25 protein-coding genes and 1 pseudogene are annotated in these 22,768 nt (G+C 65.3%); 18 read left to right on the forward strand and 8 right to left on the reverse strand.

From position 1 onward, the window contains the following. The 5 genes from A5712_RS05725 to A5712_RS05745 all read right to left on the reverse strand — a co-directional run. The coding region (locus A5712_RS05725) for a molybdopterin-dependent oxidoreductase (protein ID WP_231981993.1) at positions 1-1,864 on the reverse strand (1,864 nt) is incomplete at its 3' end. Positions 1,865-1,990: 126 nt separating this feature from the next. Next, a complete protein-coding gene (locus A5712_RS05730; protein ID WP_197519304.1) occupies positions 1,991-3,181 on the reverse strand; it encodes a cytochrome P450 in 1,191 nt (396 codons plus the stop codon). Between the two features lie 169 nt (positions 3,182-3,350). Next, positions 3,351-4,175 carry a DUF1906 domain-containing protein gene (locus tag A5712_RS05735; protein WP_068102374.1) on the reverse strand — a complete coding sequence of 275 codons (825 nt, stop codon included), beginning with the start codon at positions 4,173-4,175 and terminating at the stop codon, positions 3,351-3,353. A gap of 120 nt (positions 4,176-4,295) precedes the next feature. Beyond that, positions 4,296-4,931 (reverse strand): TIGR03085 family metal-binding protein, encoded by a 636-nt coding sequence (locus A5712_RS05740; RefSeq protein WP_068102376.1) that lies wholly within the window; start codon positions 4,929-4,931, stop codon positions 4,296-4,298. A gap of 76 nt (positions 4,932-5,007) precedes the next feature. Continuing rightward, positions 5,008-6,414 carry an adenylate/guanylate cyclase domain-containing protein gene (locus A5712_RS05745; RefSeq protein WP_068102380.1) on the reverse strand — a complete coding sequence of 469 codons (1,407 nt, stop codon included), beginning with the start codon at positions 6,412-6,414 and terminating at the stop codon, positions 5,008-5,010. 148 nt (positions 6,415-6,562) lie between these two features. Here A5712_RS05745 and A5712_RS05750 point away from each other — a divergent pair, with 148 nt between their 5' ends. Beyond that, a complete protein-coding gene (locus A5712_RS05750) occupies positions 6,563-6,907 on the forward strand; it encodes a hypothetical protein (RefSeq protein ID WP_068102385.1) in 345 nt (114 codons plus the stop codon). Here A5712_RS05750 and A5712_RS05755 read toward each other — a convergent pair. Further along, entirely contained in the window at positions 6,875-7,381 is a 507-nt protein-coding gene (locus A5712_RS05755; protein WP_068102388.1) for a MarR family winged helix-turn-helix transcriptional regulator, read from the reverse strand. The genes A5712_RS05750 and A5712_RS05755 overlap by 33 nt on opposite strands. 95 nt (positions 7,382-7,476) lie before the next feature. Between A5712_RS05755 and A5712_RS05760 the strand changes: the two genes are divergently transcribed. The 3 genes from A5712_RS05760 to A5712_RS05770 all read left to right on the forward strand — a co-directional run bounded on the left by A5712_RS05760 (position 7,477) and on the right by A5712_RS05770 (position 9,280). Further along, complete coding sequence (locus A5712_RS05760) at positions 7,477-8,100, forward strand: NADPH-dependent F420 reductase (RefSeq protein ID WP_068102390.1); 624 nt, start codon at positions 7,477-7,479, stop codon at positions 8,098-8,100. Between the two features lie 166 nt (positions 8,101-8,266). Continuing rightward, entirely contained in the window at positions 8,267-8,527 is a 261-nt protein-coding gene (locus A5712_RS05765) for a hypothetical protein (RefSeq protein WP_231981998.1), read from the forward strand. 18 nt (positions 8,528-8,545) lie between these two features. After that, positions 8,546-9,280, forward strand: a complete 735-nt coding sequence (locus tag A5712_RS05770; RefSeq protein ID WP_068102436.1) for an SDR family NAD(P)-dependent oxidoreductase — start codon at positions 8,546-8,548, stop codon at positions 9,278-9,280. Between the two features lie 61 nt (positions 9,281-9,341). On the opposite strand, the gene A5712_RS05775 is transcribed toward A5712_RS05770, so the two are convergent. After that, positions 9,342-10,160, reverse strand: a complete 819-nt coding sequence (locus tag A5712_RS05775) for an SMP-30/gluconolactonase/LRE family protein (protein WP_068102394.1) — start codon at positions 10,158-10,160, stop codon at positions 9,342-9,344. Positions 10,161-10,264: 104 nt separating this feature from the next. On the opposite strand from A5712_RS05775, the gene A5712_RS05780 reads away from it, so the two are divergent. From A5712_RS05780 to A5712_RS05825, 10 genes and pseudogenes are all read left to right on the forward strand, one after another. Continuing rightward, positions 10,265-11,530, forward strand: a complete 1,266-nt coding sequence (locus tag A5712_RS05780; RefSeq protein ID WP_068102396.1) for an aromatic ring-hydroxylating dioxygenase subunit alpha — start codon at positions 10,265-10,267, stop codon at positions 11,528-11,530. Beyond that, positions 11,527-11,865 (forward strand): hypothetical protein, encoded by a 339-nt coding sequence (locus tag A5712_RS05785; protein WP_082973296.1) that lies wholly within the window; start codon positions 11,527-11,529, stop codon positions 11,863-11,865. Before A5712_RS05780 ends, A5712_RS05785 begins: the two co-directional genes overlap by 4 nt. Continuing rightward, positions 11,862-13,109, forward strand: coding sequence for an amidohydrolase family protein (locus tag A5712_RS05790; protein WP_068102398.1), 1,248 nt, complete (start codon positions 11,862-11,864; stop codon positions 13,107-13,109). The genes A5712_RS05785 and A5712_RS05790 overlap by 4 nt, the downstream gene beginning before the upstream one ends. Positions 13,110-13,129: 20 nt before the next feature. Then, the gene (locus tag A5712_RS05795) at positions 13,130-13,582 is read left to right on the forward strand and encodes a MarR family winged helix-turn-helix transcriptional regulator (protein WP_068102440.1); all 453 of its coding nucleotides are present in this window, start codon (positions 13,130-13,132) and stop codon (positions 13,580-13,582) included. Between the two features lie 102 nt (positions 13,583-13,684). Next, a pseudogene (locus A5712_RS05800) lies at positions 13,685-13,957 on the forward strand (2Fe-2S iron-sulfur cluster-binding protein); the annotation flags it as partial. Continuing rightward, entirely contained in the window at positions 13,954-14,697 is a 744-nt protein-coding gene (locus tag A5712_RS05805; protein WP_068102402.1) for an SDR family NAD(P)-dependent oxidoreductase, read from the forward strand. The pseudogene A5712_RS05800 and the gene A5712_RS05805, both read left to right, overlap by 4 nt. 42 nt (positions 14,698-14,739) lie before the next feature. Further along, a complete protein-coding gene (locus A5712_RS05810) occupies positions 14,740-16,008 on the forward strand; it encodes an aromatic ring-hydroxylating dioxygenase subunit alpha (RefSeq protein ID WP_068102405.1) in 1,269 nt (422 codons plus the stop codon). A gap of 2 nt (positions 16,009-16,010) precedes the next feature. Next, positions 16,011-16,346, forward strand: a complete 336-nt coding sequence (locus A5712_RS05815) for a hypothetical protein (RefSeq protein WP_068102407.1) — start codon at positions 16,011-16,013, stop codon at positions 16,344-16,346. Between the two features lie 39 nt (positions 16,347-16,385). Next, entirely contained in the window at positions 16,386-17,231 is an 846-nt protein-coding gene (locus A5712_RS05820; protein ID WP_068102409.1) for a TauD/TfdA family dioxygenase, read from the forward strand. 13 nt (positions 17,232-17,244) lie between these two features. Next, positions 17,245-17,556 (forward strand): hypothetical protein, encoded by a 312-nt coding sequence (locus A5712_RS05825; RefSeq protein ID WP_068102412.1) that lies wholly within the window; start codon positions 17,245-17,247, stop codon positions 17,554-17,556. Here the strand turns inward: A5712_RS05825 and A5712_RS05830 are convergent. Further along, on the reverse strand, positions 17,523-18,464 hold the full coding sequence (locus A5712_RS05830) for an IclR family transcriptional regulator (protein WP_068102415.1): 942 nt from the start codon (positions 18,462-18,464) through the stop codon (positions 17,523-17,525). The two genes, A5712_RS05825 and A5712_RS05830, sit on opposite strands and share 34 nt — an antisense overlap. A gap of 65 nt (positions 18,465-18,529) precedes the next feature. Here A5712_RS05830 and A5712_RS05835 point away from each other — a divergent pair, with 65 nt between their 5' ends. From A5712_RS05835 to A5712_RS05850, 4 genes are read left to right on the forward strand one after another with little or no spacing between them, the layout of a single operon-like run. Next, on the forward strand, positions 18,530-19,459 hold the full coding sequence (locus A5712_RS05835) for an SDR family oxidoreductase (protein ID WP_068102442.1): 930 nt from the start codon (positions 18,530-18,532) through the stop codon (positions 19,457-19,459). Then, on the forward strand, positions 19,456-20,259 hold the full coding sequence (locus tag A5712_RS05840) for an acetoacetate decarboxylase family protein (RefSeq protein ID WP_068102417.1): 804 nt from the start codon (positions 19,456-19,458) through the stop codon (positions 20,257-20,259). The genes A5712_RS05835 and A5712_RS05840 overlap by 4 nt, the downstream gene beginning before the upstream one ends. A 6-nt stretch (positions 20,260-20,265) precedes the next feature. Continuing rightward, on the forward strand, positions 20,266-21,480 hold the full coding sequence (locus A5712_RS05845; RefSeq protein ID WP_068102419.1) for an amidohydrolase family protein: 1,215 nt from the start codon (positions 20,266-20,268) through the stop codon (positions 21,478-21,480). After that, entirely contained in the window at positions 21,434-22,765 is a 1,332-nt protein-coding gene (locus tag A5712_RS05850; protein WP_197519305.1) for an amidohydrolase family protein, read from the forward strand. Before A5712_RS05845 ends, A5712_RS05850 begins: the two co-directional genes overlap by 47 nt. The last annotated feature ends 3 nt before the right edge of the window (positions 22,766-22,768 follow it).

Below are 22,768 nucleotides of genomic sequence, written 5' to 3' on the forward strand. Positions count from 1 at the left end.
GGTCGACGAACTGACCGCGATGCTTGCCCAGGGGCCCGGCTACGAGCGGCGCCTCGACATGATGCTTCGGCTCGGGCCGTACGGCGACGCGTTCGGCGCCAACCCCGACGGGCTTACCCTGGAGCGGCTTAAGGCGGCGCCGCACGGGGTCGACTTGGGTCCGTTGCAACCGAGGCTGCCCGAGGTGCTCCGAACCCCAACGGGACGAATCGAACTCGCGCCCGAGCCGAAGCATCATGTCGAGGCGCCGCTCGTAGCCGGGCCCCTGGGCAAGCATCGCGGTCAGTTCGTCGACCGCCCGGCCGGCGACGGGAGAGTCCGGGTCGGCGACCTCCTTGGTCAACGTCGTCGCTATCACCTGATCGTCCACCAGCGTCACTTCGCCGTCCGGCGCCAGGCCATACAAGATCAGCGCGATGCGCGACAGGATCTCCGGCTCGTCGGGCCGTCCGTCCAGCGGCAGTGCTGGCGGTGAATAGCGCGCATTGTTGTGCACCGCAAGATTATTGAGCGCGAAATCGTAATGGGCGCTCTGCGCGGGCGGAGGCGGCGGCAGGATCACGTCGGCGTGACGGGTGGTCTCGTTGAGGTAGGGGTCGATGCTGAGCATGAAGTCAATGCCGTCGAGCGCGCGGTCGAGCCGATCGCCGTCGGGCGCGGACAGCACGGGGTTTCCGGCGATCGTGATCATCGCCTTAATCTGGCCCTCACCCGGGGTGTCGATCTCCTCGGCGAGCGCCGCGGCGGGAAGCTCGGACAGCACCTCCGGGTGGCCCGAGACACGGCTGTGCCAACGCCCGATGCGAAACCCTCGGCCCGGCTTCGGCGGCCGGGGCGCGGGCGCCGTCGCGCCGAGGGGGAACATGGCTCCACCGGGTCGGTCGAGGTTTCCGGTCAGGATGTTGATTACGTCTACCAACCAGCTGGCAACTGTGCCGAATTCCACTGTGGAGGTACCGATTCGCCCATACACAGCCGCGGTCGGCGCCGCCGCGATCTCGCGGGCCAGCACGCGAATGTCATCGGCGGATATCCCGCAGTGCGTAGCGACAGCTTCCGGCGCGAATTCCTCGGCTAGCGCGCGAATTTCGTCGACGCCGTTGACGTATTGCTCGATTCCACCGAACTTCGGTTCGACGAGGCCCTCTTCGAAAAGCACGTGCACGATGGCGAACAGCAAGACGGCGTCGGTGCCGGGCCGCGGTGCGAGGTGGCGGTCAGCCAGCTCGGCCGTGCGGGTGCGGGCGGGATCGATGACGACGAGCTTGCCCCCGCGTTTGCGCAACGCCCGCAGCTTACCGGGAAAGTCGGGGGCAGTGGCCAAACTGCCGTTGGACACTAAGGGATTGGCGCCGACGATGACCAGATAATCGGTGCGGTCGAGATCGGGCACCGTGAACGCGACCGGGCTGCCGAACATGAGGCCGAGCGCGACGTGCTTGGGCATCTGATCGAGCGTGCTTGCGCTGTATACCTGCCTGGTGCCAAGGCCGCGAACTACCAACGGCGCGTACAAGCTTCCCGCGATGGTGTGTGCGCTCGGATTACCGAAGTAGACGCCGACGGATGGGCCGCCGTGCTCGCGAATGACCTCACCCAGGCGGTCCGCGACGACCGCGTAGGCCTCATCCCAGGTGGTTTCGGTCAGCACCCCGTCACGCCGGACCAGCGGCCCAGACAGCCGGTCGGGATCGTTGTCCAATTCGGCGAAGCTCGCGCCCTTCGGGCAGATGAAGCCACCGCTGAACACGTCATCACGGTCGCCGCGAGCGCCCACCACCCGGCCGTCGACGATGGCCAATGACAGGCCGCAGGTGGCCTCGCACAAGGGGCAGATCCGCAGGGCGGTCCGGGTATTAGACATTCACGCATTCTGCACCGGCGACCTGGCGATTTCCAGTGCCAACGCGTACGGCTCGGGCACCGCACTGGTTTGGTATCTCGAGCTGACGCGGCCGGACCTCTGCGCCCAACCGTCGTGACCGGTAGGTCACGCCGGGATCAGCGTGACCGGCAGCCGTTCGAGGCGGCGAATTACGTTGTTGACTCCCCACTTTGGCGTGCCGTCGACCTCGATGCGCTTGACGCGTTCGAGCATTGCGGAGAGGATGGCGGCGGTCTCCATCCTGGCCAGACCCTGGCCGGCGCAGGCATGAGCACCGTTGCCGAACCCGATGTGCCGTCCGGCGTCACGGCGGATGTCGAACACCTCCGAGTTCTCCCATTCGCGTTCGTCGCGGTTGGCCGAGGCGTACAGCACCAGTAATCGGGTTCCGGCACGGATGTTCGTTCCGGCTATTGAGGTATTGCGGGCGGTCTTCCGCGTGAACGCCCGCACCGGCGATTCGTACCGGACCACCTCGTTGATCGCGTTCGACAGCAATTCTGGTTCTGCCCTGAGCATTTCCCACTGATCGGGGTGGGTCGCGAACAGGTAGATCGCGCTGGAGATCGCGCTGATGGTGGTGTCCAAGGACGGCGCAATGTAGTCAATTATGAGGGGCGGCACGTCCTCGAACGACAGATTGCCTTCATCGACAGCAGTCAAGAGTTCGTGAGCCATGCTGCCGGGCAGGACGTTTCGGTCACGCACTACAGCACGCGCGAAGCGCAGCATCTGCATGCTGCGCGGAATGGCTCGGATCGCCTGATGGTTAAGCGGTCCAAGGAAGTCGAAGGTCGCTGCGGCCCAAGGAATCAGGTGCTCGCGTTGGTCCTGCGGCCAGCCGACCAGATCCGGGACCACAGCGAGCGGCAGCACTGTCGCTAGATCGGCGACACCGTCGACCCGGCGCCTGGTGAGCGCGAGGTCGACGATGGCGCCCGCCGCGTCTTCCACAGAGGCAGTGACTGCGCGCAGCGCTCTGGGCATCAGGCGGTGGGCAACGAGCTTGCGGCGCCGGTCGTGGTCGGCCCCGTCGCTGTTGAGCGTGGTGCCGCGGGACAACCGGTTGGCCGCCGCGTTGGCGGCGACACCATGTCCGGAGAGGTACAAATCGTCGGCTCGCAGGGTGGCCTTGCACTCGGCGTAGCGGGGGAGAGCAACCATCCGGCGGCGAGGCAGCCAGACGAGCGGACCAAGGCTCCGCAGAGTCCGGTAATGCGGGTAAGGGTCGAGGATGGCCGATGTGCTGTAGACGTCAGGCCGGTACGACGGAATGTCGCGAGGTCGGTGCAACACAGATCGCCTTAATTGTTCAGGTCGATGCCCTGCCCGCGAGGCACGGACAGGACGAGGGTGCTGCGCCTACCGCGCCGCGGTGGCTGCACCATCTTCGGGTGACGAAATCGTCACATACGACCATATCGTCAGTCAAGGCTCCTTGACGATCGCAGACAAAGCGCCGGGCTCAGGGATGCAGGTTCCACTGACCGCAATCGTCGGCAAGTACGTCATTGACGTCGACTTCGAGTCCGCCGACTACTGGGCCAGGGTTTGACGCCGTGCTCACCACCCGTTGGTAGAGAACCGCGGCGGGGTCGACCTGACCGTGGGACCAGGCCTTCGTCTGCCACGCCCACCGGCGGCCGGGGGTCCGCGAATTGCCTATGACGCCGTCCTCGGCGGCCCATTTGCAGACATCGAGACCGCCGTAGACGCCGGTGCGCTGCACTCCCAGCACCGAATTGATTCCGCGAAACCACTTGAGCGCCAAATTGTTCCAGGTGTCGTGATTTATATCCTCGTCGACGCTGAAGAAGATCGGGGCACTCTGACCGCCGCCCGCCGCGGTGTGCAGCTTCCAGGCGGTGCGAGCGTCAGCGACGCCGCCCTCGAACCCGCGCCTGAAGTCCGATGGTGCTGTCCCCCCTGGCTTGCCGTACTGGTAATTGCTGACGATCATCAGCCCGGCAGCGGTGAGCTGCTCGGCATAAGACCGTGTGATCGGCTTGGCGCCCATGGCCGAGCCGGGACGCGACAGCGACACGTAGTTGATGACCCCTGCGTAGCCGGCAGCTCGAATCTGCTCCGCGGGGACTTGGCGCATGGCGAAGTCGATCAGCTTAGGAGTGGCGGCAGCCGCCGTGGGAATGGCAGCCGCCGTCGGCACGGCGACACTTGCCGATGCCGCGTACACCGCCGGCAGTGCAGACATGGCGATGGCGCAGCGCAATACGTCGCGCCGGGAAATTGGGCGCGGCCGCCGGAGGTTTAGACACGCCGACAAGTCCATCGCGTGATGTTAACAACGTGACTGTTGTTAAAAGATGGCGTATTTGAAGTGATATCAAATCGCGTCCGTGTCGTTCACCGGTAAGCGGCTAGCAACCGCAAGACATCACGCGGGCACCGTTCAAAAGCCCCGCTTGGCGGCCCGCACCGCGGCAGTTACGTCGTCGTCCCCGCTGAAGTCGACGTGAACAGCGTTGCGTCCGAACGCGAAGAGCAACAGTTCTTGCGGTTCGCCAGTGACGGTTATCGGCGAACCGCTACCGACCGCAACCACCGTCCGACCGTCGGGGGTGTTCAGCGTCAGTCGCGCGGGCAGCGCTGCCATTGATTTCGACAGCCCGACCCGGCTGACCCAAGGGATGCGCCGCCTCACCGCGGCAGTGGTTTTTGCATCGAGTTCCCTTGGTTTCCAGCCGGTTTGAGCACGGCGGAGGTCCTCGTGATGGACGAACATCTCGTGGATACTTGCCAGCGGGTCGAGCACCTTGAACAGCGAAAGAACCGGCGGACCGGAGGCAAGCAGTTCGACCAGGTCCTCGTACGTCGTGGAGGCGGCCAACCGGTCTTGCACGCGCGCGGTGTGTGGCGCCAGCGGCCCGAACACGAGGCCGGGCAACGCATCAGGGCGGCGTTCGCGCACGATCAGGTGCGCGGCAAGGTCGCGGGTGGTCCACCCCTCGCACAGGGTGGGAGCATCCGGTCCCACCGCCCGCATGATTTCGACGATGGCGGAACGTTCGCGCCGGGCTATCGACATCGCCTCACGATAGGCCCAGGGCCTCGTCGATCACAGCGAGCCGCTTACAGACCAAATGGCTACTAGCGCTCGAGAGCTATGGAATCTCGTACACAACCATCTTGTCGGCGATGCCGCGCAGGGCGGCCTCCTTCCGAACCGGTCGGATCGACTCCTTCTCCAGGATGGCGGCGACGCCGGGCGCGTCGATCACTGGACCGGTGATGTGGATCTCCTGCGCCGTCGACAGGCTCTGCACCCGCGCCGCGATGTTGACGGTCTGGCCGAAATAGTCCTGCCGCTCGTTCAGCATCACTGCGAGACACGGCCCCTCATGGATGCCGATCTTCACGATCAGGTCGGTCCTGCCGCGCTCGGCATTGAGCTTGTCCATCGCGGCCCGCATCCGCAAGGCCGCGGCGAGCGCGTGGTCCGGCTGGACAAAGGTCGCCATCACCGCGTCCCCGATGGTCTTGACCACGGCGCCCTTTTCGGCCGCGATGATTTCCAGAAGCGCGTGAAAATGCGCGCGCACCAAGTCAAAAGCGGCAAGGTCGCCGACCCGCTCATAAAGCGCGGTCGAACCCTTGAGGTCGGTGAACAAAAAGGTCAACGAGGTGATTTTGAGGCGCTGATCGATGGTGAGGTTGTCGGCCTTGAACACATCGCGAAACGTCTGGTTCGACAGCATCCGCTTGGCGGTGAGGAACGGCCTGCGCTTGGCCAGAACATCGTGCAGCGCGTCGGCGACAAAGACGGTGGGCAGTGTCCGCACGCTGCACCGATTGTCGAGCGCGAGCCGCAACGGACCCGGTCGCAACGTGATCGACTCGGTCGGCGGATGCGCCTTGTTGAAGGTCAGCCCGAGCTGCTGAGTTTCCTCGGTCGGCTCGCCCTGGACGTCGATGAAATGTGCGGAATGCGTCACCGGCTCGAAAACGATGATGAATTGGGGCGGAAGCTCCAACGACAGCACAGCCTTTTCGCCGGCGGCCAGCTCCATCGCATCCAACGTCGCTTCCCCGGACAGCGAGGCAAAAGAGTCCTCGCCGAGATCGATGCCCGAACTCCAGAACACCTGCTTGTAGTAATCCCATAACGGGAGCGTGTTGGGATCGTGCGCGCCAATCCGCCTGACCTTAGGGCTGACCGTAAACGCCACCTCGACCTGCTCGTCGACGGAGGGCTCATAGCCGCACGCGCATAATCCGCAGCGATAGTCGTCATCACGCAGCGATTTCAGCGTGTCGTGCGCGTCCAGCACGCCGCTGCAACCGGGACAAAGCACATTCCAGGTGAGATCGAACAGACCAAGCCGCGAGGCGTGCAGGAAGCCGGAAATCACCTTCTCTTCGTCGAAGCCCGTGCGCTTGGAGAAGTCCAGGGCGTTGATTCGATTGAGCTCGTGATCTTCGCCGTGCTCGATCAGCCGCGCGACAGCGCCTGCGATGTCCGGATCGGCGGTTCGCTTCAGGGCCGAAAATTGGGACTGCAGGTCGCTCATGATTCCAACCTAAACATCAGCGCAACCTGCCAGCTGCGCCTTCGTTGATGCACCAGTGCCGAGTCACAGGACGCGGTCAAGTTGTTCAACACCAGTCGCTTCGAATTTGATCCGATGCGGCCTGGCTCAATTCGATTAGGGTTGATTCATGGGTGGCGAGTTCGTCGAGATCCGCATAACCCACCCCTGGGAATCTCTCCAGTCAACGCCCGATGCCCTCCGCCCACGACTGCTGGATTGGGAGATTGACGCCAAGGGTAGGCACGTCGCCGGGCGTTACCGGATAACCCGGTATGAGCAGGACGGCCAACCGAGGTGGTGGTTGGACGGGACCGGCCAGCATCCGTGGACCAGCGACGACGTCGAGTACCTCAAGGACGTTGCCGAGCACCACGCCGATCGTCTGCTCCGCCGACAGCGATGGCGGCCCAAGAGCATGTACAACGGCCAGGAGCCCCCGCTATGGCTTGGGGGCCGGGGGTTCGTGTCCTGAGCCCTCGCCGTCGGCGGAGTCTTCGTCGTTGGCCAGGTGATGCAGGACGCGTTCGTTGAGGGCGGCGAGCATGTCGAGCTCCGCGGGGGAAAGCAGATCGATGAATTTGCGGCGGACGTCCTCCACGTGCCGGGGCGCCGCTTTCTCGATAGCGGCGCGGCCGGCCGGCAGCAGGCGGACCATGGTGCTGCGGGCGTCGTCGGGGTTGGGCTCGCGGCAGATCAGCCCGTCCTCCTGCATGCGCCGCACCTGGTGGGAGACCCGGCTTTTCTCCCAGCCCAGTGTGTTGCACAGGTCGTGCGCGGGCATGCGGTCCCCGTCGTGCTCCGAGAGCACCGCCAGGATCTGGTAGTCGGCAGCGGAGAGGCCCGATTGCTGCAGGCCCCGGTTCAGGTGCACGGTGAGCTGGTGATGCGCGTGCTGGAAGGCCCGCCAGGCGCGGTCTTCACGCGGGGTCAGCCAGTTCGGTTCCATCGGCGTCCATCTTAGCGATTGGTTGACGCATCAACAAAGCTTCTTTAAGGTTGAGACGTCAACCTTTCCGACCGTCAACTAGGACAGGACACCTCATGAGCAGCATCAGCATCATCGGCACCGGGAACATGGCCCGCGCCATCGGCGCGCTGGCGGTAGCGGGCGGCAACAGCGTCGAGGTCATCGGCCGGGATCCGGCCAAGGCCGCTGACCTGGCCAAGGCCCTCGGCGGCGGCGCCACGACGGGTGCGTTCGGCGCCGTCCCGACCGGGGACATCGTCGTCGTTGCCCTGTTGTACGCCAACGTCGTTCCGGTCGTCGCCCAATATGGAGACGCGCTCGCGGGCAAGGTCATCGTCGACATCAGCAACCCCTTCAACGCCGCGGCCGACGGGCTGGCCATCCCGGAGGGCACCTCGATCGCGCAGCAAGTTGCCAAGACGGCCCCGGCCAGCGCCAGCGTGGTGAAGGCATTCAACACCGTCTTCGGCGTCGTCCTGGCCCAGGGGCGCCCACTCGACGTCTTCATGGCCGGCGACGATGCGCGCGCCAAGGCAAGCCTGGCGGAGTTCATCGAGAGCCTCGGGCTGCGGCCGCTGGACGTCGGCGGCTTGGACATGGCGCACTGGCTGGAGGGAACGGGCCTGGTCGTGATGGGTCTCGCGCGTCACGGAGTGGGGAACTTCGACTTCGCCCTCGCCGCCGCGGTTCCTAGCTAAGCCGTGAACCCACAGGGGCTCAGTGCGCCCAAAGAATGGTTGATGAATCACCGAGAGGATTTGCTATGATGCTCGGTTTCGCACTCCCATCGTCGGGCCCGCTATCAGCAGCGCCACTGGTCTGAGCGCGTTCTGCCGCGGGCTCGAGGACCTTGGCTACGACACGCTGTGGGTCGGCGATCGATTCGTCACGCCGGTCGATATGCACAGCACCTATCCGGGCAAGGACCAGCCCTACCCGCCGCAGATGACGCGTTACCTCGATCCGGTGCTGCTGTGGACCGTCGCTGCGACGGCGACCAGACGGGTGCGGCTGAACGCCAGCACGCTCAGCACGTTCTACTACGAGCCGGTGCATTTGGGAATCGTGGATGCCTTCGCAATGTTTTCCAGCCTTGACCAGATGCTGGACTTCGCCAGCCAGTAATCGATCGATGGGGTAATGATGGGAAAGCTTGACGGCAAGATAGCGGTGATCACGGGGGGATCAAGCGGCATGGCGCTGGCCGGTGCCAAGTTGTTCGTTGAAGAGGGCGCTCACGTCTTCATCTCGGGTCGGCGGCAGGAAGCGCTGGATGAAGCCGTCGAGCTGATCGGCCGGAATGTGACGGGCGTGCAAGCGGATTCGGCCAACCTGGACGATCTGGACCGGTTGTTCGACGCGGTCAGGCGGGAAAAGGGCGCCGTCGACGTGTTGTGGGTGAGCGCGGGGATGGGCGTGGAGGGCAAGCTCGGCGAGATCACGGAGCAGCAATTCGACGCGACTTTCGGGCTGAACGCGCGTGGCACGCTCTTCACGGTGCAGAAGGCATTGCCGCTTTTCAACGACGGTGGCTCGATCTTCATGACCGGGTCGATCGCGTCGGTGAAGGGTTTTCCTCACTGGAGCGTGTATGCGGCGAGCAAAGCTGTGCTGCATGCCTACGCCCGCGTCTGGTTGAACGAGTTGAAAGACAGGAGGATTCGGGTCAACGTGCTGACGCCGGGCCAAGTCGCCACGCCGATACAGGAGCAGTTGTTCGACGAGGAGACCAAGGCACAGTTTGAGGCAATGATCCCGCGGGGAAAGATGGGCAGCCCTGAGGAGATTGCATCGGTCGCATTGTTTCTCGCCTCGGACGACTCGAGCTATGTCAATGGTATGGAGTTGATGGTCGACGGCGGCACCACGGCGGTGTGACTACTCCAGTGCTAATCCGTTCGCGCACAGGAAAATACGTGGTCGGACGGCGGGGCTGGTTCTAGACGCGCGCCGTCTCGATGGCGGCGCCCATCGCGGTCTGCGACTCGGCACGCTGACCCAGGGTGGTGGCCGTGAGCATGAACAGCGTGCGCCCGTTGGCACCGCCCAACTCGCACGCGATCGCGTGGCGACCCGGCGTGTCGATGGTTGTCGTCACCGCGCCACCGGCAACCACGCGGACGAACCGGTCAAACGCCGGGCTGGCCACCCAGACGCCATCGTCTTCATCGATGGCGATGCCGTCGGGAAAATCCTCGAGCTCGGCCCACACTCGGCGGTTATCAAGCGAGCCGTCGTCCGCCAGGTCGAATCCGGTGATGCGACGTCCGAAACTCTCCGCCACCAGCAGCGTCGACCCGTCGGCGGTGATCGCCATGCCATTGGCGAATTGGAGATCCTCGGCCACTTCGCGAGACGAGCCGTCCGGGTCGACACGCAACAGGGCGGCTGCCACCGGCTCGTCGCCCGCCGCGTAGTCGTAGCCGAACTGGCCAACGAAGGCATGGCCGTGGCGGTCGACGCACATGTCGTTGATTTCGTGTGATGCGAGCGGGCTCAAGTCTGCGTGGACGGCGAGATCCGAACCGTCGAAGCGCATCACGTGGCGACGTGCCATCGAGGTGATCAACATCGAGCCGTCAGGGAGCCAGCCCAGCCCCGACGGCTGCTCCAGCTCGACCACGGTGCGAACTTCGCCGTCTTCGCCGACGCGCAGCACGGCGTCACCGTGCATGTCCGAGACGTATAGCGCCCCATCGTGCCAACGCGGACCCTCCAAGAAGGACCGCCCCATGACCAGGGCATGGATGTCGGGCATGGCCACGATCCCAGGACCCTTCGTCTGCCGAGTATCAACTACTTGCGATTCGGGTAATCAGCATATACCGTCGGCCCGACGGACTCCTACGGACAGGAGAGGTTGTGGCTCGCTTCCCCAAGCCCGCCGAGGGCAGCTGGACCCAGCATTACCCGGAACTGGGCACCGAGCCGGTGTCCTACGAAGACTCCATCAGCCCGGAGATCTACGAATTGGAGCGGGCGGCGATATTCAAACGCGCGTGGCTGAATGTCGGCCGGGTGGAACAGCTTCCGCGTAAGGGCAGCTATTTCACCAAGGAGCTCAAGGTAGCCAACACGTCGGTCATCCTGGTGCGCAACGCTTCTGGAGAGGTCAACGCGTTCCACAACATCTGCCGGCACCGCGGCAACAAGCTGGTCTGGAACGACATGCCGCTGGAGGAGACCAGCGGCGTCTGCCGCCAATTCACCTGCAAGTACCACGCGTGGCGCTACGACCTGGATGGCAACCTGACGTTCGTCCAACAGGAGGAGGAATTCTTCGACCTCGACAAGAGCCGGTACGGGCTGGTGCCGGTGCACTGCGATGTCTGGGAAGGCTTCATTTTCATCAACTTCGCGAAGCAGCCGGAACAATCGCTACGCGAATTCCTGGGCCCGATGGTGACAGCGCTGGAGGGCTACCCGTTCGGCGAGCTGACGTCGCGGTGGCACTACAGGTCGCAGGTGAAGGCGAATTGGAAGCTGTACATGGACGCGTTCCAGGAGTTCTACCACGCGCCGGTGCTGCACGCGAACCAGTCGCCGACCGCCTACTCCAAGGCGGCCGCCGAGGCCGGTTTCGAGGCGCCGCACTATCGCCTGGACGGTCCGCACCGGTTGGTCAGCACCTCGGGGGTGCGGGCCTGGGAGATGCCGGACGAGATGCGCAAGCCCATCGACGACATCTGCCGCAGTGGGCTGTTCGGGCCCTGGGAGAAGCCCGACCTAGGGGAGATGCCGACGGGGCTCAATCCCGCGAAATGCGATCCGTGGGGCCTGGATTCGTTCCAGCTGTTTCCCAACTTCGTCATGCTGTTCTGGGGTCAAGGCTGGTATCTGACCTACCACTACTGGCCGACGTCGTATAACACCCACGTGTTCGAGGGGACGCTGTACTTCCCGCAGCCACGCACCCCCCGTGACCGCGTCGCGCAGGAACTGGCGGCGGTGACGTTCAAGGAATACGGACTGCAGGACGCCAACACGCTGGAGGCGACCCAAAGCATGATCGAGTCACGGGCGATCGACGAGTTTCTGCTCAACGACCAGGAAATACTGTTGCGCCACCTGCACAAGGAGACCGCGGCCTGGATCGACGAGTATCAACGAACCAAGGCGGGAGTGTGAACGCGGTGTCCGCCATGCTGCCAACGGAATTCGCCGACCTCGAGCCATTTGCGGGGTGGTGCCTGCCCACCGAACCCGAGCGCTACGCCAAGAGGCTGGCCAGCTCCATGACCGAGATGAAAGCCTTTTACGACGCGATCACCCCGCGCGCCGAAGAGGCCCTGGCTTTCTGCGACAAGTTCCCCCTCGACGACTTGCCGGACGACGTCCTCAACCTGATGCACCTGCTGTATTCGATGATCATGGTGTCATTCCCGGTGGAGTGCTGGAAGCAGCCCCGCGTTCCCGATTCCGGTGCTTCCACCCTGGACTGCGTCTCCGAGCCCGTGCCGTGACGACCGTCCTTCGGGCAGCGCGCTGGGCTGACGTCGACGCCGGTCGGGTGCGCTCCCCGGCGGTCGTGGTGATCGACGGGCAGCGCATCAGCGCTGTCAATCCCGAAGGGCCACAGCCGGATCCGGCCACGGTGGTGGAGCTTGGGGACGTCACGCTCCTACCGGGCCTGATGGACATGGAACTCAACTTGCTGATCGGCGGCCCCGGCGGGCCCGAGGGCCTCCCGGCGCCGATGCACGGCGTGCAGGACGATCCTGCGTATCGCACACTGCGGGGCGCGGTGAACGCGCGCACCACGCTGGAAGCCGGCTTCACCACCGTGCGCAACCTCGGGCTCATGGTCAAGACCGGCGGCTACCTGCTCGACGTCGCGCTGCAGCGTGCCATCGACCAGGGCTGGCACGTCGGCCCCCGCATCTATCCCGCGGGACATGCCGTCACCCCTTACGGCGGGCACCTGGACCCGACGGTGTTTCAACGGCTGGCACCCGGGATCATGCCGCTGTCCATCGCCGAGGGCATCGCCAACGGTGTGCCCGACGTCATCGCCTGCGTCCGCTACCAGATTCGCCACGGCGCCAAGCTGATCAAGGTCTCGGCGTCGGGGGGCGTCATGTCGCACAGCACCGCCCCGGGCGCCCAGCAGTATTCCGATGCGGAGTTCGCCGCGATCGCCGACGAGGCCCACCGCGCCGGGGTGCGGGTCGCCGCGCACGCCGTCGGCGACACCGCGATCCGCGCATGCATTCGCGCCGGGATCGACTGCATCGAACACGGGTTTCTGGCCACCGACGAGACGATCCAGATGATGGTCGACCACGGTACCTTCCTGGTTTCCACCACCTATCTGACGGAGGCGATGGCGATCGACCGGATAGCGCCGGAACTCCGGAAGAAAGCCGAGGAGGTCTTTCCCCGCGCAAAGGCGATGCTGCCTAAAGCAATTGCGGCCGGAGTGCGGATCGCGTGCGGCACCGACGCGCCGGCGATCCCGCACGGCCAGAACGCCAAGGAGCTGGGGGCGCTGGTGGCGCGCGGCATGACCCCCATGCAAGCGATCCGGGCCGCGACGGTCGTGGCGGCCGAACTCGTCGAGGCCGACCACGAGTTGGGCCGGCTGGCGCCGGGTTACCTCGCCGACATCATCGCCGTACCGGGTGATCCGTCTCAGGACATCGCCACCACGCTGGACGTCTCCTTCGTCATGAAGGACGGCCGGATTTTCAAAGAGCTGGCCGCGTGATTCGCGACAAGGAGACCGGCATGGAACTCACCGAAAACCTCCTATGGTTGCTCAAGCAGGCGTTCTACTTCTCGCTGACCAGCGTGAACGACGCGATCAGCAGCCACGGTGTTAGCACGGCCCAGATCGGTGTGCTGCGTCAGCTCTCCAACGAACCCGGGCTATCGGGCGCCGAACTCGCCCGACGTCTGCTGATCAGCCCGCAGGGTGTTCAACTGGCTCTCACCGCGCTCGAGCGCCGCGGCCTGGTTGAACGCAAGCAGGACCCCCAACACAAGCGCATTCTGCAGGCCTATCTCACCGACGAAGGACGCGACGTCGTGGCGAAGGTGCTGGGTGACGCCCTGACCGCACACGCGGAGGTCTTCGGCGTACTCAGCGGCGAGGAGCAGGAAACCCTGCGTGAACTGCTCGCGAGGGTGGTCGAAAAGGGCACCGGCCACGAGTTGTTCAAAGACAACATCGAGAGCTGATTCATGTCTCTAGTACTTGAGATTAATCGCAAGTAGTTGATACTGTGGCGAACGATGCAAGACTCCCGCGCTACGGTGCAGCCGACCGATGCCGACGTCGTCACAACAGAGGTGACCATCGAGCTCGACCGGCGCACCGCCACGGTGACCTACTGTCCCGGCGACACGTTGCTGCAGACGGCCCGCATGGCGGGCCTGAACCCGCCCTCGTCGTGCGAAGTCGGGAACTGCGGAACGTGCATGGCCCGCTTGACCGAAGGCTGCGCCCGGATGATCAACAACGACGCACTTGAAGATGACGAGGTGGAGGAGGGCTGGGTGCTGACCTGTCAGGCACTGCCGACTAGTCCCACGGTGCGGGTGGTGTACGAGTGAACAGGGTCTGCGTTGTCACCGGGGGCGCATCGGGCATGGGCGAGTCGACGTGCCACGAGCTGGGCCGGCGCGGCCACCATGTCGCGGTTCTCGACGTCAACGAGCAAGCGGCGCAACGCGTCACCGAGGATTTGCGTGCGGCGGGGGTGACGGCCATCGGAGTCGGCGCCGACGTCACCGACCGGGGCGCCGTTGAGCAGGCGTTCGCCAAGGTGCGCAGTGAGCTGGGTCCGGTCTCGATCCTGGTGACGAGTGCGGGCATGTTCGGGCACTCCCCGTTCACCGAGATCACCGTCGAGTCATGGGCCAAGATCATCGACGTCAACCTGACGGGCACCTTTCACTGCTGCCAAGTGGCTATTCCCGACATGGTCGCCGCGAAATGGGGCCGGATCGTGATGATCTCGTCGTCGAGCGCCCAGCGTGGATCGCCGTTCGCCGCCCACTACGCGGCGTCGAAGGGTGCGGTCATCACCCTCACCAAATCGCTGGCCCGCGAATACGCAATGCACGGGATCACCGTCAACAACATCCCGCCGTCGGGCATCGAAACACCGATGCAGCTCCAGGCGCAGGAGGCGGGATTTGTGAAGTCCAACGCGGAGATCGTCAGGAATATCCCGATGGGCCATCTGGGCACCGGAGCCGACATCGCCGCGGCGGTCGGCTTTCTGTGTTCCGACGAGGCGGGCTTCATCACCGGTCAGGTGCTGGGCGTCAACGGCGGAGCGGTGATGTGACGAGATTGGTCTCAAAAGCATGGTGACACAGGGAGGTTCACGATGACGCGGTCCGGAAGGCCCTCGGAGGGCTCCTGGACGGAGCACTATCCCGAGCTGGGGACCGGCCCCATCTCGTTTCGAGACTCGACGTCGCCGGAGTTCTTCGAACTGGAACGCGAGGCCGTGTTCAAACGGGCGTGGCTGAACGTTGCCCGCGTCGAGGAGTTGCCGCGCGTAGGCAGCTACGTCACCAAGGAGATCGAGGTGGCCCGCACGTCGGTGATTCTGGTCAGGGGCCGCGACGATCGCATTCGCGCCTTCTACAACGTCTGCCGCCACCGGGGAAACAAGCTGGTATGGAACGACTTTCCCGGTGAAGCGACGCGCGGGACCTGTCGTCAGTTCACCTGCAAGTACCACGGGTGGCGCTACGGCCTCGACGGTGCGCTGACATTCGTGCAGCAGCCGGACGAGTTCTTCGACCTCGACGCCGCGGACTACGGATTGCGGCCGGTGCATTGCGATGTGTGGAATGGCTTTATATTCATCAATTTTGATGCCGAACCGCGTCAAAGCCTGCGCGAGTTCTTGGGGCCGATGATCACCGGCCTTGATGACTACCCGTTCGGCAAGTTGACCGAGCGCTACGAGTGGGTGGCGCAAAACAACAGCAACTGGAAGATCTTCGCCGACGCGTTCCAGGAGTACTACCACGTGCCGTCGCTGCACCCACAACAGGTGCCGGCGGAGGTGCGCGACCCGAAGTCCGGATTCACCTGTGGGCATTTCCAACTCGACGGGCCGCATCGGCTGGTGTCGACCGCGGGACGGCGCCGGTGGCTGCTACCGCCGGAGTTCATGTATCCCATCGAGCGGGCCACCAAGAGCGGCCTCGTCGGCCCGTGGCGCACACCGGATATCGGGGAGCTCCCAGCCGGCCTCAATCCCGGGGGCATTGAGCCCTGGGGGATCAGCAATTTCCAGATCTTCCCGAACACCGAGATATTGATCTACGGCGGCTGGTATCTCCTGTACCGGTACTGGCCGACTTCGTACAACACCCACCGGTTCGAGGCCTACACCTACTTCCACCCGGCGCGCACCGTCCGGGAACGCGTTGAACACGAAGTCGCCGCGGTGGTGCTGAAGGAGTTCGCGCTGCAGGACGCCGGCATGCTCGGTGGAACGCAGGCCGCACTGGAGTACGGCGTTGTCGACGAGTTCCCGCTCAACGACCAGGAGATCCTGGTGCGCCACCTGCACAAGGTCATCGTCGACTGGGTCGAGGCATACCAACGCGAAACAGCTTCGGCGCCGGCGGGGGTCTGATCATGCCGGACGCCCTGCTGCCCAGTGCATTCGCCGAGCTGGAGCGCTATGCCCAAATCTGGTGCCTGGCCACCGAGACCGAGCGCTGGAACACGCGGGTGGCCAGCACCATGCCCGAAATGCACGAGTTCTACGATGCGTTCTTCCCGCGCCTCGAAGAGGCCATCGACTACTGCGACAAGTTCCCGCTCGACGACCTACCTGAGGATGCGCTCAACCTGCTGCACCTGATCTATTCGCTGATTATGGTCGCCATGGCGGTCGAGGTCATGCACCAGCCCGTTCCGACCGATGCCGCCGATGCGGTCATGATCCGCACCGACGAACCGGTCCCGTGACATCCGCGTGACCACAAGGAAGGCCAGGCAGGGATTTTCATGAGTCTGCTCACCATCACCAAGCTCGGCGAGTCCGTCGGCGCCGAAGTCACCGGCCTGGATCCGGCTCACCTCAGTTCCGACGACCCGGTCGGTGAGGTCATCCTGGATGCGTTGGAGCACAACGGTGTTCTGGTCTTTCCGGGGCTCCGGCTGCAACCGGAGACCCAGGTCGCCTTCTGCCGCCGCCTCGGAGAGGTCGATCACTCCTCCGACGGGCACCACCCCGTGCCCGGGATATACCCGATAACGCTGGACAAATCGAAGAACTCCTCGGCGGACTATCTTCGGGCCACGTTTGACTGGCATATCGACGGATGCACCCCGCTAGGGGACGAGTATCCCCAAAAGGCCACCGTCCTTTCGGCCGTGCAAGTCGCCGAATGGGGCGGCGAAACCGAATTCGCCAACTCATACGCTGCCTACGACAGGCTGAGCGACGAAGAAAAGCGCCGTCTCGGCACGTTACGTGTCGTGCACTCCCTGGAAGCCTCACAACGGAGCGTCACCCCCGATCCGACCCCAGAACAGTTGGCGCGGTGGCGATCCCGGCGCACCCACGAGCACCCGTTGGTGTGGACACACCGCAGCGGCCGCAAGTCACTGGTACTGGGCGCCTCGGCCGACTACGTCGTCGGAATGGATATCGACGAAGGGCGTGCCCTCTTGGCCGAACTCCTCGCGCGCGCCACCGTGCCCGCGAACGTCTACAGCCACACCTGGTCGGTCGGGGACACCGTCATCTGGGACAACCGAGGGGTCCTCCATCGCGCGGCTCCCTACGACCCCCGTTCAGCCCGCGAAATGCTCCGCACGACCGTCCTCGGCGACGAGCCGATCCAGTAAAGGGAACCGTGAAATGACGAAGTCACTACTGTTCGTCGAGAGCAAGCCGGCATCGGCGGAACTGGTTGAGGAATACCATAATTGGCACGATCGGGTGCACGTGCCCGAGATGCTGACAATTGATGGATTCGTGTCGGCCCGACGTTGGCAAACCGATGGCGACTCGTTCGTCACGCTCTACGAGATCGACACCGACGTCGACACCGCGCGCACCAACCTACGGGCGGCGTTCGCCGATGGTCGCATGTCCAAACCGGTTGCGGTCGAGACAGAACCGCCCCCGGTGATGCGTTACCTGAGTCTGATCAGCGACTCCACTCGCTGACGGACAGCCACATCGTGGCCAACCGACGACTCTGCCGTCAACGCCTCGCTTAGCCGGCGGGTCGCAGCGGCGAGCTGCGCGCCGAGCTGGGTGACCGCCGCGCCGCTCATCGGCTCGGCGCTGGGGACGAGGCTGAGCATCAGGGCGATGCGGGATTCTGCCTCCAAGATCGGGGAGTCGATGTGGCTCACCTCGTAGGTGCGGTCCGGCTCCAGGCTGATCGGGAACCACTCCTCCTGATGGATCAGCTCGTCAGTCAATTCCTGCGCCAACTGGCTCAGCCGGGTGGAGCGGACCTCGGCACTGCGGACGATCTGTGCCAGTTCGCGCAGGCGCAGGTCGGGCAGGATGTGCAGGCCGACCGCGTAGCCGCGTTGCTTGGCGGCGGCGATGGCCTGCCGGTAGCGATCGCGCACGTCGTCGGGAAGGGTGGCCAACCAGCGTTCGCGAGCCTCCGGCCCGGCCCAGGCGACGGTCGACGCGCCATACGGCGGCCGGTGCGGGAACTGGGTGCCGACGGGCATCGGGTTACCGCCGCCGCGGCTGCTCCGGACTTGATCGACGACGGTCGAGTAGTCATCACTCACCGAAAAGGCAACGCAGTGCGCACCCGTCGCGGCCGACAGCTCGGCCATCGCGGAGCGGGCCAACACCAGAGCGGGATAGCGGCCCGCGGCCTCTCGGCCGAGGCGCACCAGGGCTGGCCCGAGGTGGTAGGTCTTGCGAACCGGGTCGCGCAGCAGCCAGCCGGCGCGGAGCAGTTCGGACAGCATCGAGTGGCAGCTTGCCTTGTGGACGCTCAATTGGCGCGAAACCTGGGCCAATGTCATCCCCCCGCTGCCATCACCCGCCAGGTGTTCGAACAGGTTCACCACCCGCTCGGTCTGGGGGGAGGGACGCGGAGCCATGAAACCTATGGTCGCATAATGCGACGTCTTGCGGTGGCATGCGCGACCATGTGACCATGACCACAATGTCTGACCTTCGAGGCAAGACCGCCGTTGTAACCGGGGGAGCCGGTGGCATCGGCCAGGCCATGGGCAGGCGCTTCGGCCAAGAGGGCATGAAGGTGGTGCTGGCCGACGTCCTCGCCGAACCGCTGGACGAGGCAACCCGGGCGCTCGTGGACGAGGGCATCGAGGCAGTCGGCGTGGTCACCGACGTCACCGACTATTCCTCGGTCGAGTCGCTGGCCAAGGAGGCGCTCGATCGCTTCGGCGCGGTGCACGTCGTCTGCAACAACGCCGGCACCGGCGGGGTCTCCGAGGGCTACATGTGGGAGCACGACCTGGCCGACTGGCGCTGGGGGATCGACGTCAACGTGCTCGGCGTCATCCATGGCATCAAGGCTTTCGTGCCGATCCTGCTCGAACAGGGCGACGGGCACGTGGTCAACACCTGCTCGGGCAACGGGGGATTCGCGCCGATCGCCCGCGGGGCCATGGGCGGCCCGGCCACGGCCGTCTACCCGATGACCAAGGCCGCGGTGCTCTGCCTGACCGAAAGCCTCTACACCCACCTGGAGATGACCGGGACGGAGGTGCGGGCGCACGTCCTCTTCCCCGGCGGCTTTCTGAACACCGGCATCTGGGAGTCGTGGCGACACCGCCCGGAGCGCTACGCCGCGACGCAGGAACGCCGCACGCCCGACCAGACACTGGAAAAGGTCGTGGCCCGCTTCGAGGCCGCCGGCGCACATGTCGAGTTCACCCCGCTCGAGACGGTCGCCGACCTCGTCGTGGACGGGATTAGGGCGGACCGCTTCTGGATGATGGGGCCGCCCACACCGGCCGATCAAGTCGTCAGCAAGAAGGCGGCATCGATCCTCGCCCGCGGCGAGCCGGACTACCTGGTTGACGTCCTCGGCCGGCATGCCGAGAAAACCGAAGGAGGAACACGTTGAGCGCCAACGAAATTCGCTATGGTCCTCGCGCACCCGAGGCGCAAGTCGACCACGAGATCGATGCCACCAAGGCGCCCATCGCCACCGAGGCGATCACCGTCACCTACCTCACCGATCCGGAGATCGTCGCGGCCGTGCTGCCCAAGCCGTTGGAGCCGGCGGCCGAACCGCTGGTGCGGGTTCAGCTCCAGCGCGTCCAAATCGAAGGCAGGCCGCCGTTCGGGTCCGCGGTGTTCTCGGTGACCGCGCGGCACGGCGACCTCGCGGGCGACTATCCGCTCTTCATGCCCCAGTCGACCGAACAGTCGGTCACGGGCGGGCGCGAAACATTCGGTGAGCCAAAGAAACTGGCCCGCATCGAGGTGGAGCGCGACGGCGATCGCGTCGCCGCCGTCGTCGACCGGCTGGGCTATCAGCTCATCAAGGTGACCGGTCAGATCACCGGCGCCGCCGAGCTGCCGCCCGACCAAGTGAACACCGAGTTCTACTTCAAGTTCCTGCGTGCCCCCGACGGCAGCGGCATCACCGACCCCCACCTGGTCTACGGCGAATACCACCGCCACTACGAGCTGCTCGAGAACATCTACGGGACAGTGGAATTGGGCGAGTCACCGCTGGACCCGGTGGCCGACATCGTGATCCGCCAGGTCACGTCGATCACCTGGTGTCGCCGGCGCACCATCCAGGTGGGGCGGATCGCCGAGCGGGTGCCGCAGGAATGGCTGCTGCCGTACGTGCACCAGCGCTACGACGACGTGGCCCTGCTCGCCGCGCCACGTCCCGAGCCGACTCGGGTATAGCGCACCATGGACCGGTACACGGTCATCTCGGCCGACTGCCACGCCGGCGCTGATTTGCTCGACTATCGCCAGTACCTCGATCCTCAGTACAGGGACGAATTCGACGGCTGGGCAAAGACATACGTCAATCCGTTCGGCGACCTCACCGAGGCCGACGCGGAACGCAATTGGAACAGCGCGCGCCGGAACTCGGACCTGGATGCCGAAGGCGTCGCGGGGGAAGTCATCTTCCCCAATACCGTGCCGCCGTTCTTTCCCCAGGCGAGTCTGGCCGCCCCCCAACCCGTGGACGCCCGGGAGCTCGAGCTGCGCTGGGCCGGCCTGCGTGCGCACAATCGTTGGCTTTCCGACTTCTGTTCGTTGTCGCCGGAGCGGCGCGCCGGGGTGGGTCAGATCTTGCTCGGGGACCTCGACGAGGCCGTCGCCGAGATAGCTCAGATCGCCAAGTTGGGCCTGCGCGGCGGTGTGCTGCTGCCCGGGATCCCGCCCGGCGCAGGCATTCCCCAGCTCTACGCCGAGCATTGGGAGCCGCTGTGGGCGGCGTGCGCGGAGGCGGGCCTGGTGGTCAACCACCACGGCGGCAACGCCGGACCGAACCCCACGGACGGATGGGGCAGCTCGTTCGCCGTATGGGTGTATGAGACGCATTGGTTTGCGCACCGGGCGCTATGGCACCTGATCTTTAGCGGCGCACTGGATCGTCATCCGGACCTCACGGTCGTCTTCACCGAGCAGGGCGCCGGTTGGATACCGGCAACCCTCGATTCGCTCGACGTGGCGGCGGCCCGTTACGGGCGGGCGAACTCGGCGATCGCTCGCTTCGCCGGGCCCACCGCCGGCTCGCTGAGCCTGCGGCCCAGCGAGTTTTGGTCCCGCCAGTGTTACGTCGGCGCCAGCTTCATGCGGCCCGTCGAGTGCGCCGAGCGCCACCGGATCGGCGTCGAGAGGATCATGTGGGGCAGCGACTACCCGCACCTGGAGGGCACCGCTCCGTACACCCGAGAAGCCTTGCGCTACACCTTCAGCGGTGTGCCGGCTGACGAGGTGGCGGCCATCGTGGGCGGGAATGCGGCGACCGTCTACGGTTTCGACCTCGACGCGTTGGCGCCGCTGGTCGAGCGAATCGGCCCGACGGTGGCGGAGGTTGCCGAGCCCTTGGTGGCCGCGCCCGCCGATGCGAGCAGCACCGTCTTCGAGCCCGACCCGATTCGTGCCTGGTAGCGAAAGGATCACCGTGGAGCCTTATTTGATCATCTCCGCAGACACCCACGCCGAGCTGCCCACCGAGCAGTATCGCGAGTACATCGACCCGGAATACCGGGAGGACTTCGAGACGTTCCTCGCCGAGAAAATTGCCGCCGCGGCGCAGTCCGGCGACTTCATCGACGAGGAGTTCGCGCAAGCGTGGTTCGACGAACACGGAGACGGCATCGCGGGTGGCTGGGACGTCGCCCAGCGCGACCGCGAACTCGACGGCGACGGCGTCGCCGGTGAGGTCATCTTTCCCGACGCCGACGCCGTCACTGGTGTCGCCGGGGCTCCGTTCGGCGCGGGCCTGGGGCAGTCTGGCGATCTGGACCCGGGACGTGCGATGGCCGGAGCGCGGGCCCACAACCGCTGGCTGGCCGAGCTGTGCAGCCACAGCCCGGAGCGGCGGGCCGGCGTCGCCGTCGTGCCGATCCTGGCGGACATCGACGCGGCGGTGGCGGAGATCGCTCGAGCGGCCGAGGCCGGGTTGCGCGGCGGCATCATGATTCCGGTGCTCTGGGGTGACTATCCGCCCTACCACGACCGGCGTTACGACAAGGTGTGGGCCGCCTGCCAGGACCTGCAGATGCCAGTCCACACCCACGTCGGTGCCGCGCCCAGTGAGCAGTACGGCCCGCACCTGGGCATCTACACGACCGAGGTGCGCTGGTGGGGAGTGCGGCCGCTGTGGTTCGCCTTGTGGGCCGGCGTGTTCGAGCGCTTCCCGAACCTGCGCTGGGGGGCCACCGAGTGCGGTGCTTACTGGGCTAATGACCTGTTGTGGCTGATGGACACCCGGTTCATGCGTGAGCACTCGGCCAAGAAGATGAGCCGTCTCTTGGAGGGCGATCTGACGATGCCACCCTCGGCGTACTTCGACCGGAACTGCTTCATCGGTGCCACCACGACCGAGCGCCGGGAACTGGCCCGTCGCTACGAGATCGGTGTTCCAAACATGCTGTGGGGCAACGATTATCCTCACCCGGAAGGAACGTGGCCGCATACCCGGGACTGGCTGCGGCGCTCGTTCTGGGACATTCCGATAGACGAGACGCGACAAATCCTCGGGCTTACCGCAGCCGAGGTGTACAACTTCGATGTGGCTGCGCTCGCGGGTCTGGTCGAGCGCATCGGCCCGACCCCGACGGACCTGGGTCAGGACGATGCGGTGAGCATCCCCAAGTGGGAGGCGGCCCGGCGGGCCGGACGCCACTGGCTGACGGACGCGGAGCCTATCCCCGACCTCGTGGAGAACTGAGCG

Source organism: Mycobacterium sp. E2327 (assembly GCF_001672675.1).
GTDB lineage: Bacteria > Actinomycetota > Actinomycetes > Mycobacteriales > Mycobacteriaceae > Mycobacterium.

What these genes read in the sequence shown, in the direction of transcription:
- A5712_RS05845 (WP_068102419.1), top strand. Translation starts at nt 20,266, where the DNA reads ATGGACCGGTACACGGTCATCTCGGCCGACTGCCACGCCGGCGCTGAT.
- A5712_RS05735 (WP_068102374.1), bottom strand. Translation starts at nt 4,175, where the DNA reads ATGGACTTGTCGGCGTGTCTAAACCTCCGGCGGCCGCGCCCAATTTCC.
- A5712_RS05825 (WP_068102412.1), top strand. Translation starts at nt 17,245, where the DNA reads ATGACGAAGTCACTACTGTTCGTCGAGAGCAAGCCGGCATCGGCGGAA.
- A5712_RS05830 (WP_068102415.1), bottom strand. Translation starts at nt 18,464, where the DNA reads ATGGCTCCGCGTCCCTCCCCCCAGACCGAGCGGGTGGTGAACCTGTTC.
- A5712_RS05775 (WP_068102394.1), bottom strand. Translation starts at nt 10,160, where the DNA reads ATGCCCGACATCCATGCCCTGGTCATGGGGCGGTCCTTCTTGGAGGGT.
- A5712_RS05745 (WP_068102380.1), bottom strand. Translation starts at nt 6,414, where the DNA reads ATGAGCGACCTGCAGTCCCAATTTTCGGCCCTGAAGCGAACCGCCGAT.
- A5712_RS05820 (WP_068102409.1), top strand. Translation starts at nt 16,386, where the DNA reads ATGAGTCTGCTCACCATCACCAAGCTCGGCGAGTCCGTCGGCGCCGAA.
- A5712_RS05755 (WP_068102388.1), bottom strand. Translation starts at nt 7,381, where the DNA reads ATGGAACCGAACTGGCTGACCCCGCGTGAAGACCGCGCCTGGCGGGCC.
- A5712_RS05815 (WP_068102407.1), top strand. Translation starts at nt 16,011, where the DNA reads ATGCCGGACGCCCTGCTGCCCAGTGCATTCGCCGAGCTGGAGCGCTAT.
- A5712_RS05750 (WP_068102385.1), top strand. Translation starts at nt 6,563, where the DNA reads ATGGGTGGCGAGTTCGTCGAGATCCGCATAACCCACCCCTGGGAATCT.
- A5712_RS05850 (WP_197519305.1), top strand. Translation starts at nt 21,434, where the DNA reads ATGCGAGCAGCACCGTCTTCGAGCCCGACCCGATTCGTGCCTGGTAGC.
- A5712_RS05740 (WP_068102376.1), bottom strand. Translation starts at nt 4,931, where the DNA reads ATGTCGATAGCCCGGCGCGAACGTTCCGCCATCGTCGAAATCATGCGG.
- A5712_RS05770 (WP_068102436.1), top strand. Translation starts at nt 8,546, where the DNA reads ATGGGAAAGCTTGACGGCAAGATAGCGGTGATCACGGGGGGATCAAGC.
- A5712_RS05795 (WP_068102440.1), top strand. Translation starts at nt 13,130, where the DNA reads ATGGAACTCACCGAAAACCTCCTATGGTTGCTCAAGCAGGCGTTCTAC.
- A5712_RS05835 (WP_068102442.1), top strand. Translation starts at nt 18,530, where the DNA reads ATGTCTGACCTTCGAGGCAAGACCGCCGTTGTAACCGGGGGAGCCGGT.
- A5712_RS05810 (WP_068102405.1), top strand. Translation starts at nt 14,740, where the DNA reads ATGACGCGGTCCGGAAGGCCCTCGGAGGGCTCCTGGACGGAGCACTAT.
- A5712_RS05760 (WP_068102390.1), top strand. Translation starts at nt 7,477, where the DNA reads ATGAGCAGCATCAGCATCATCGGCACCGGGAACATGGCCCGCGCCATC.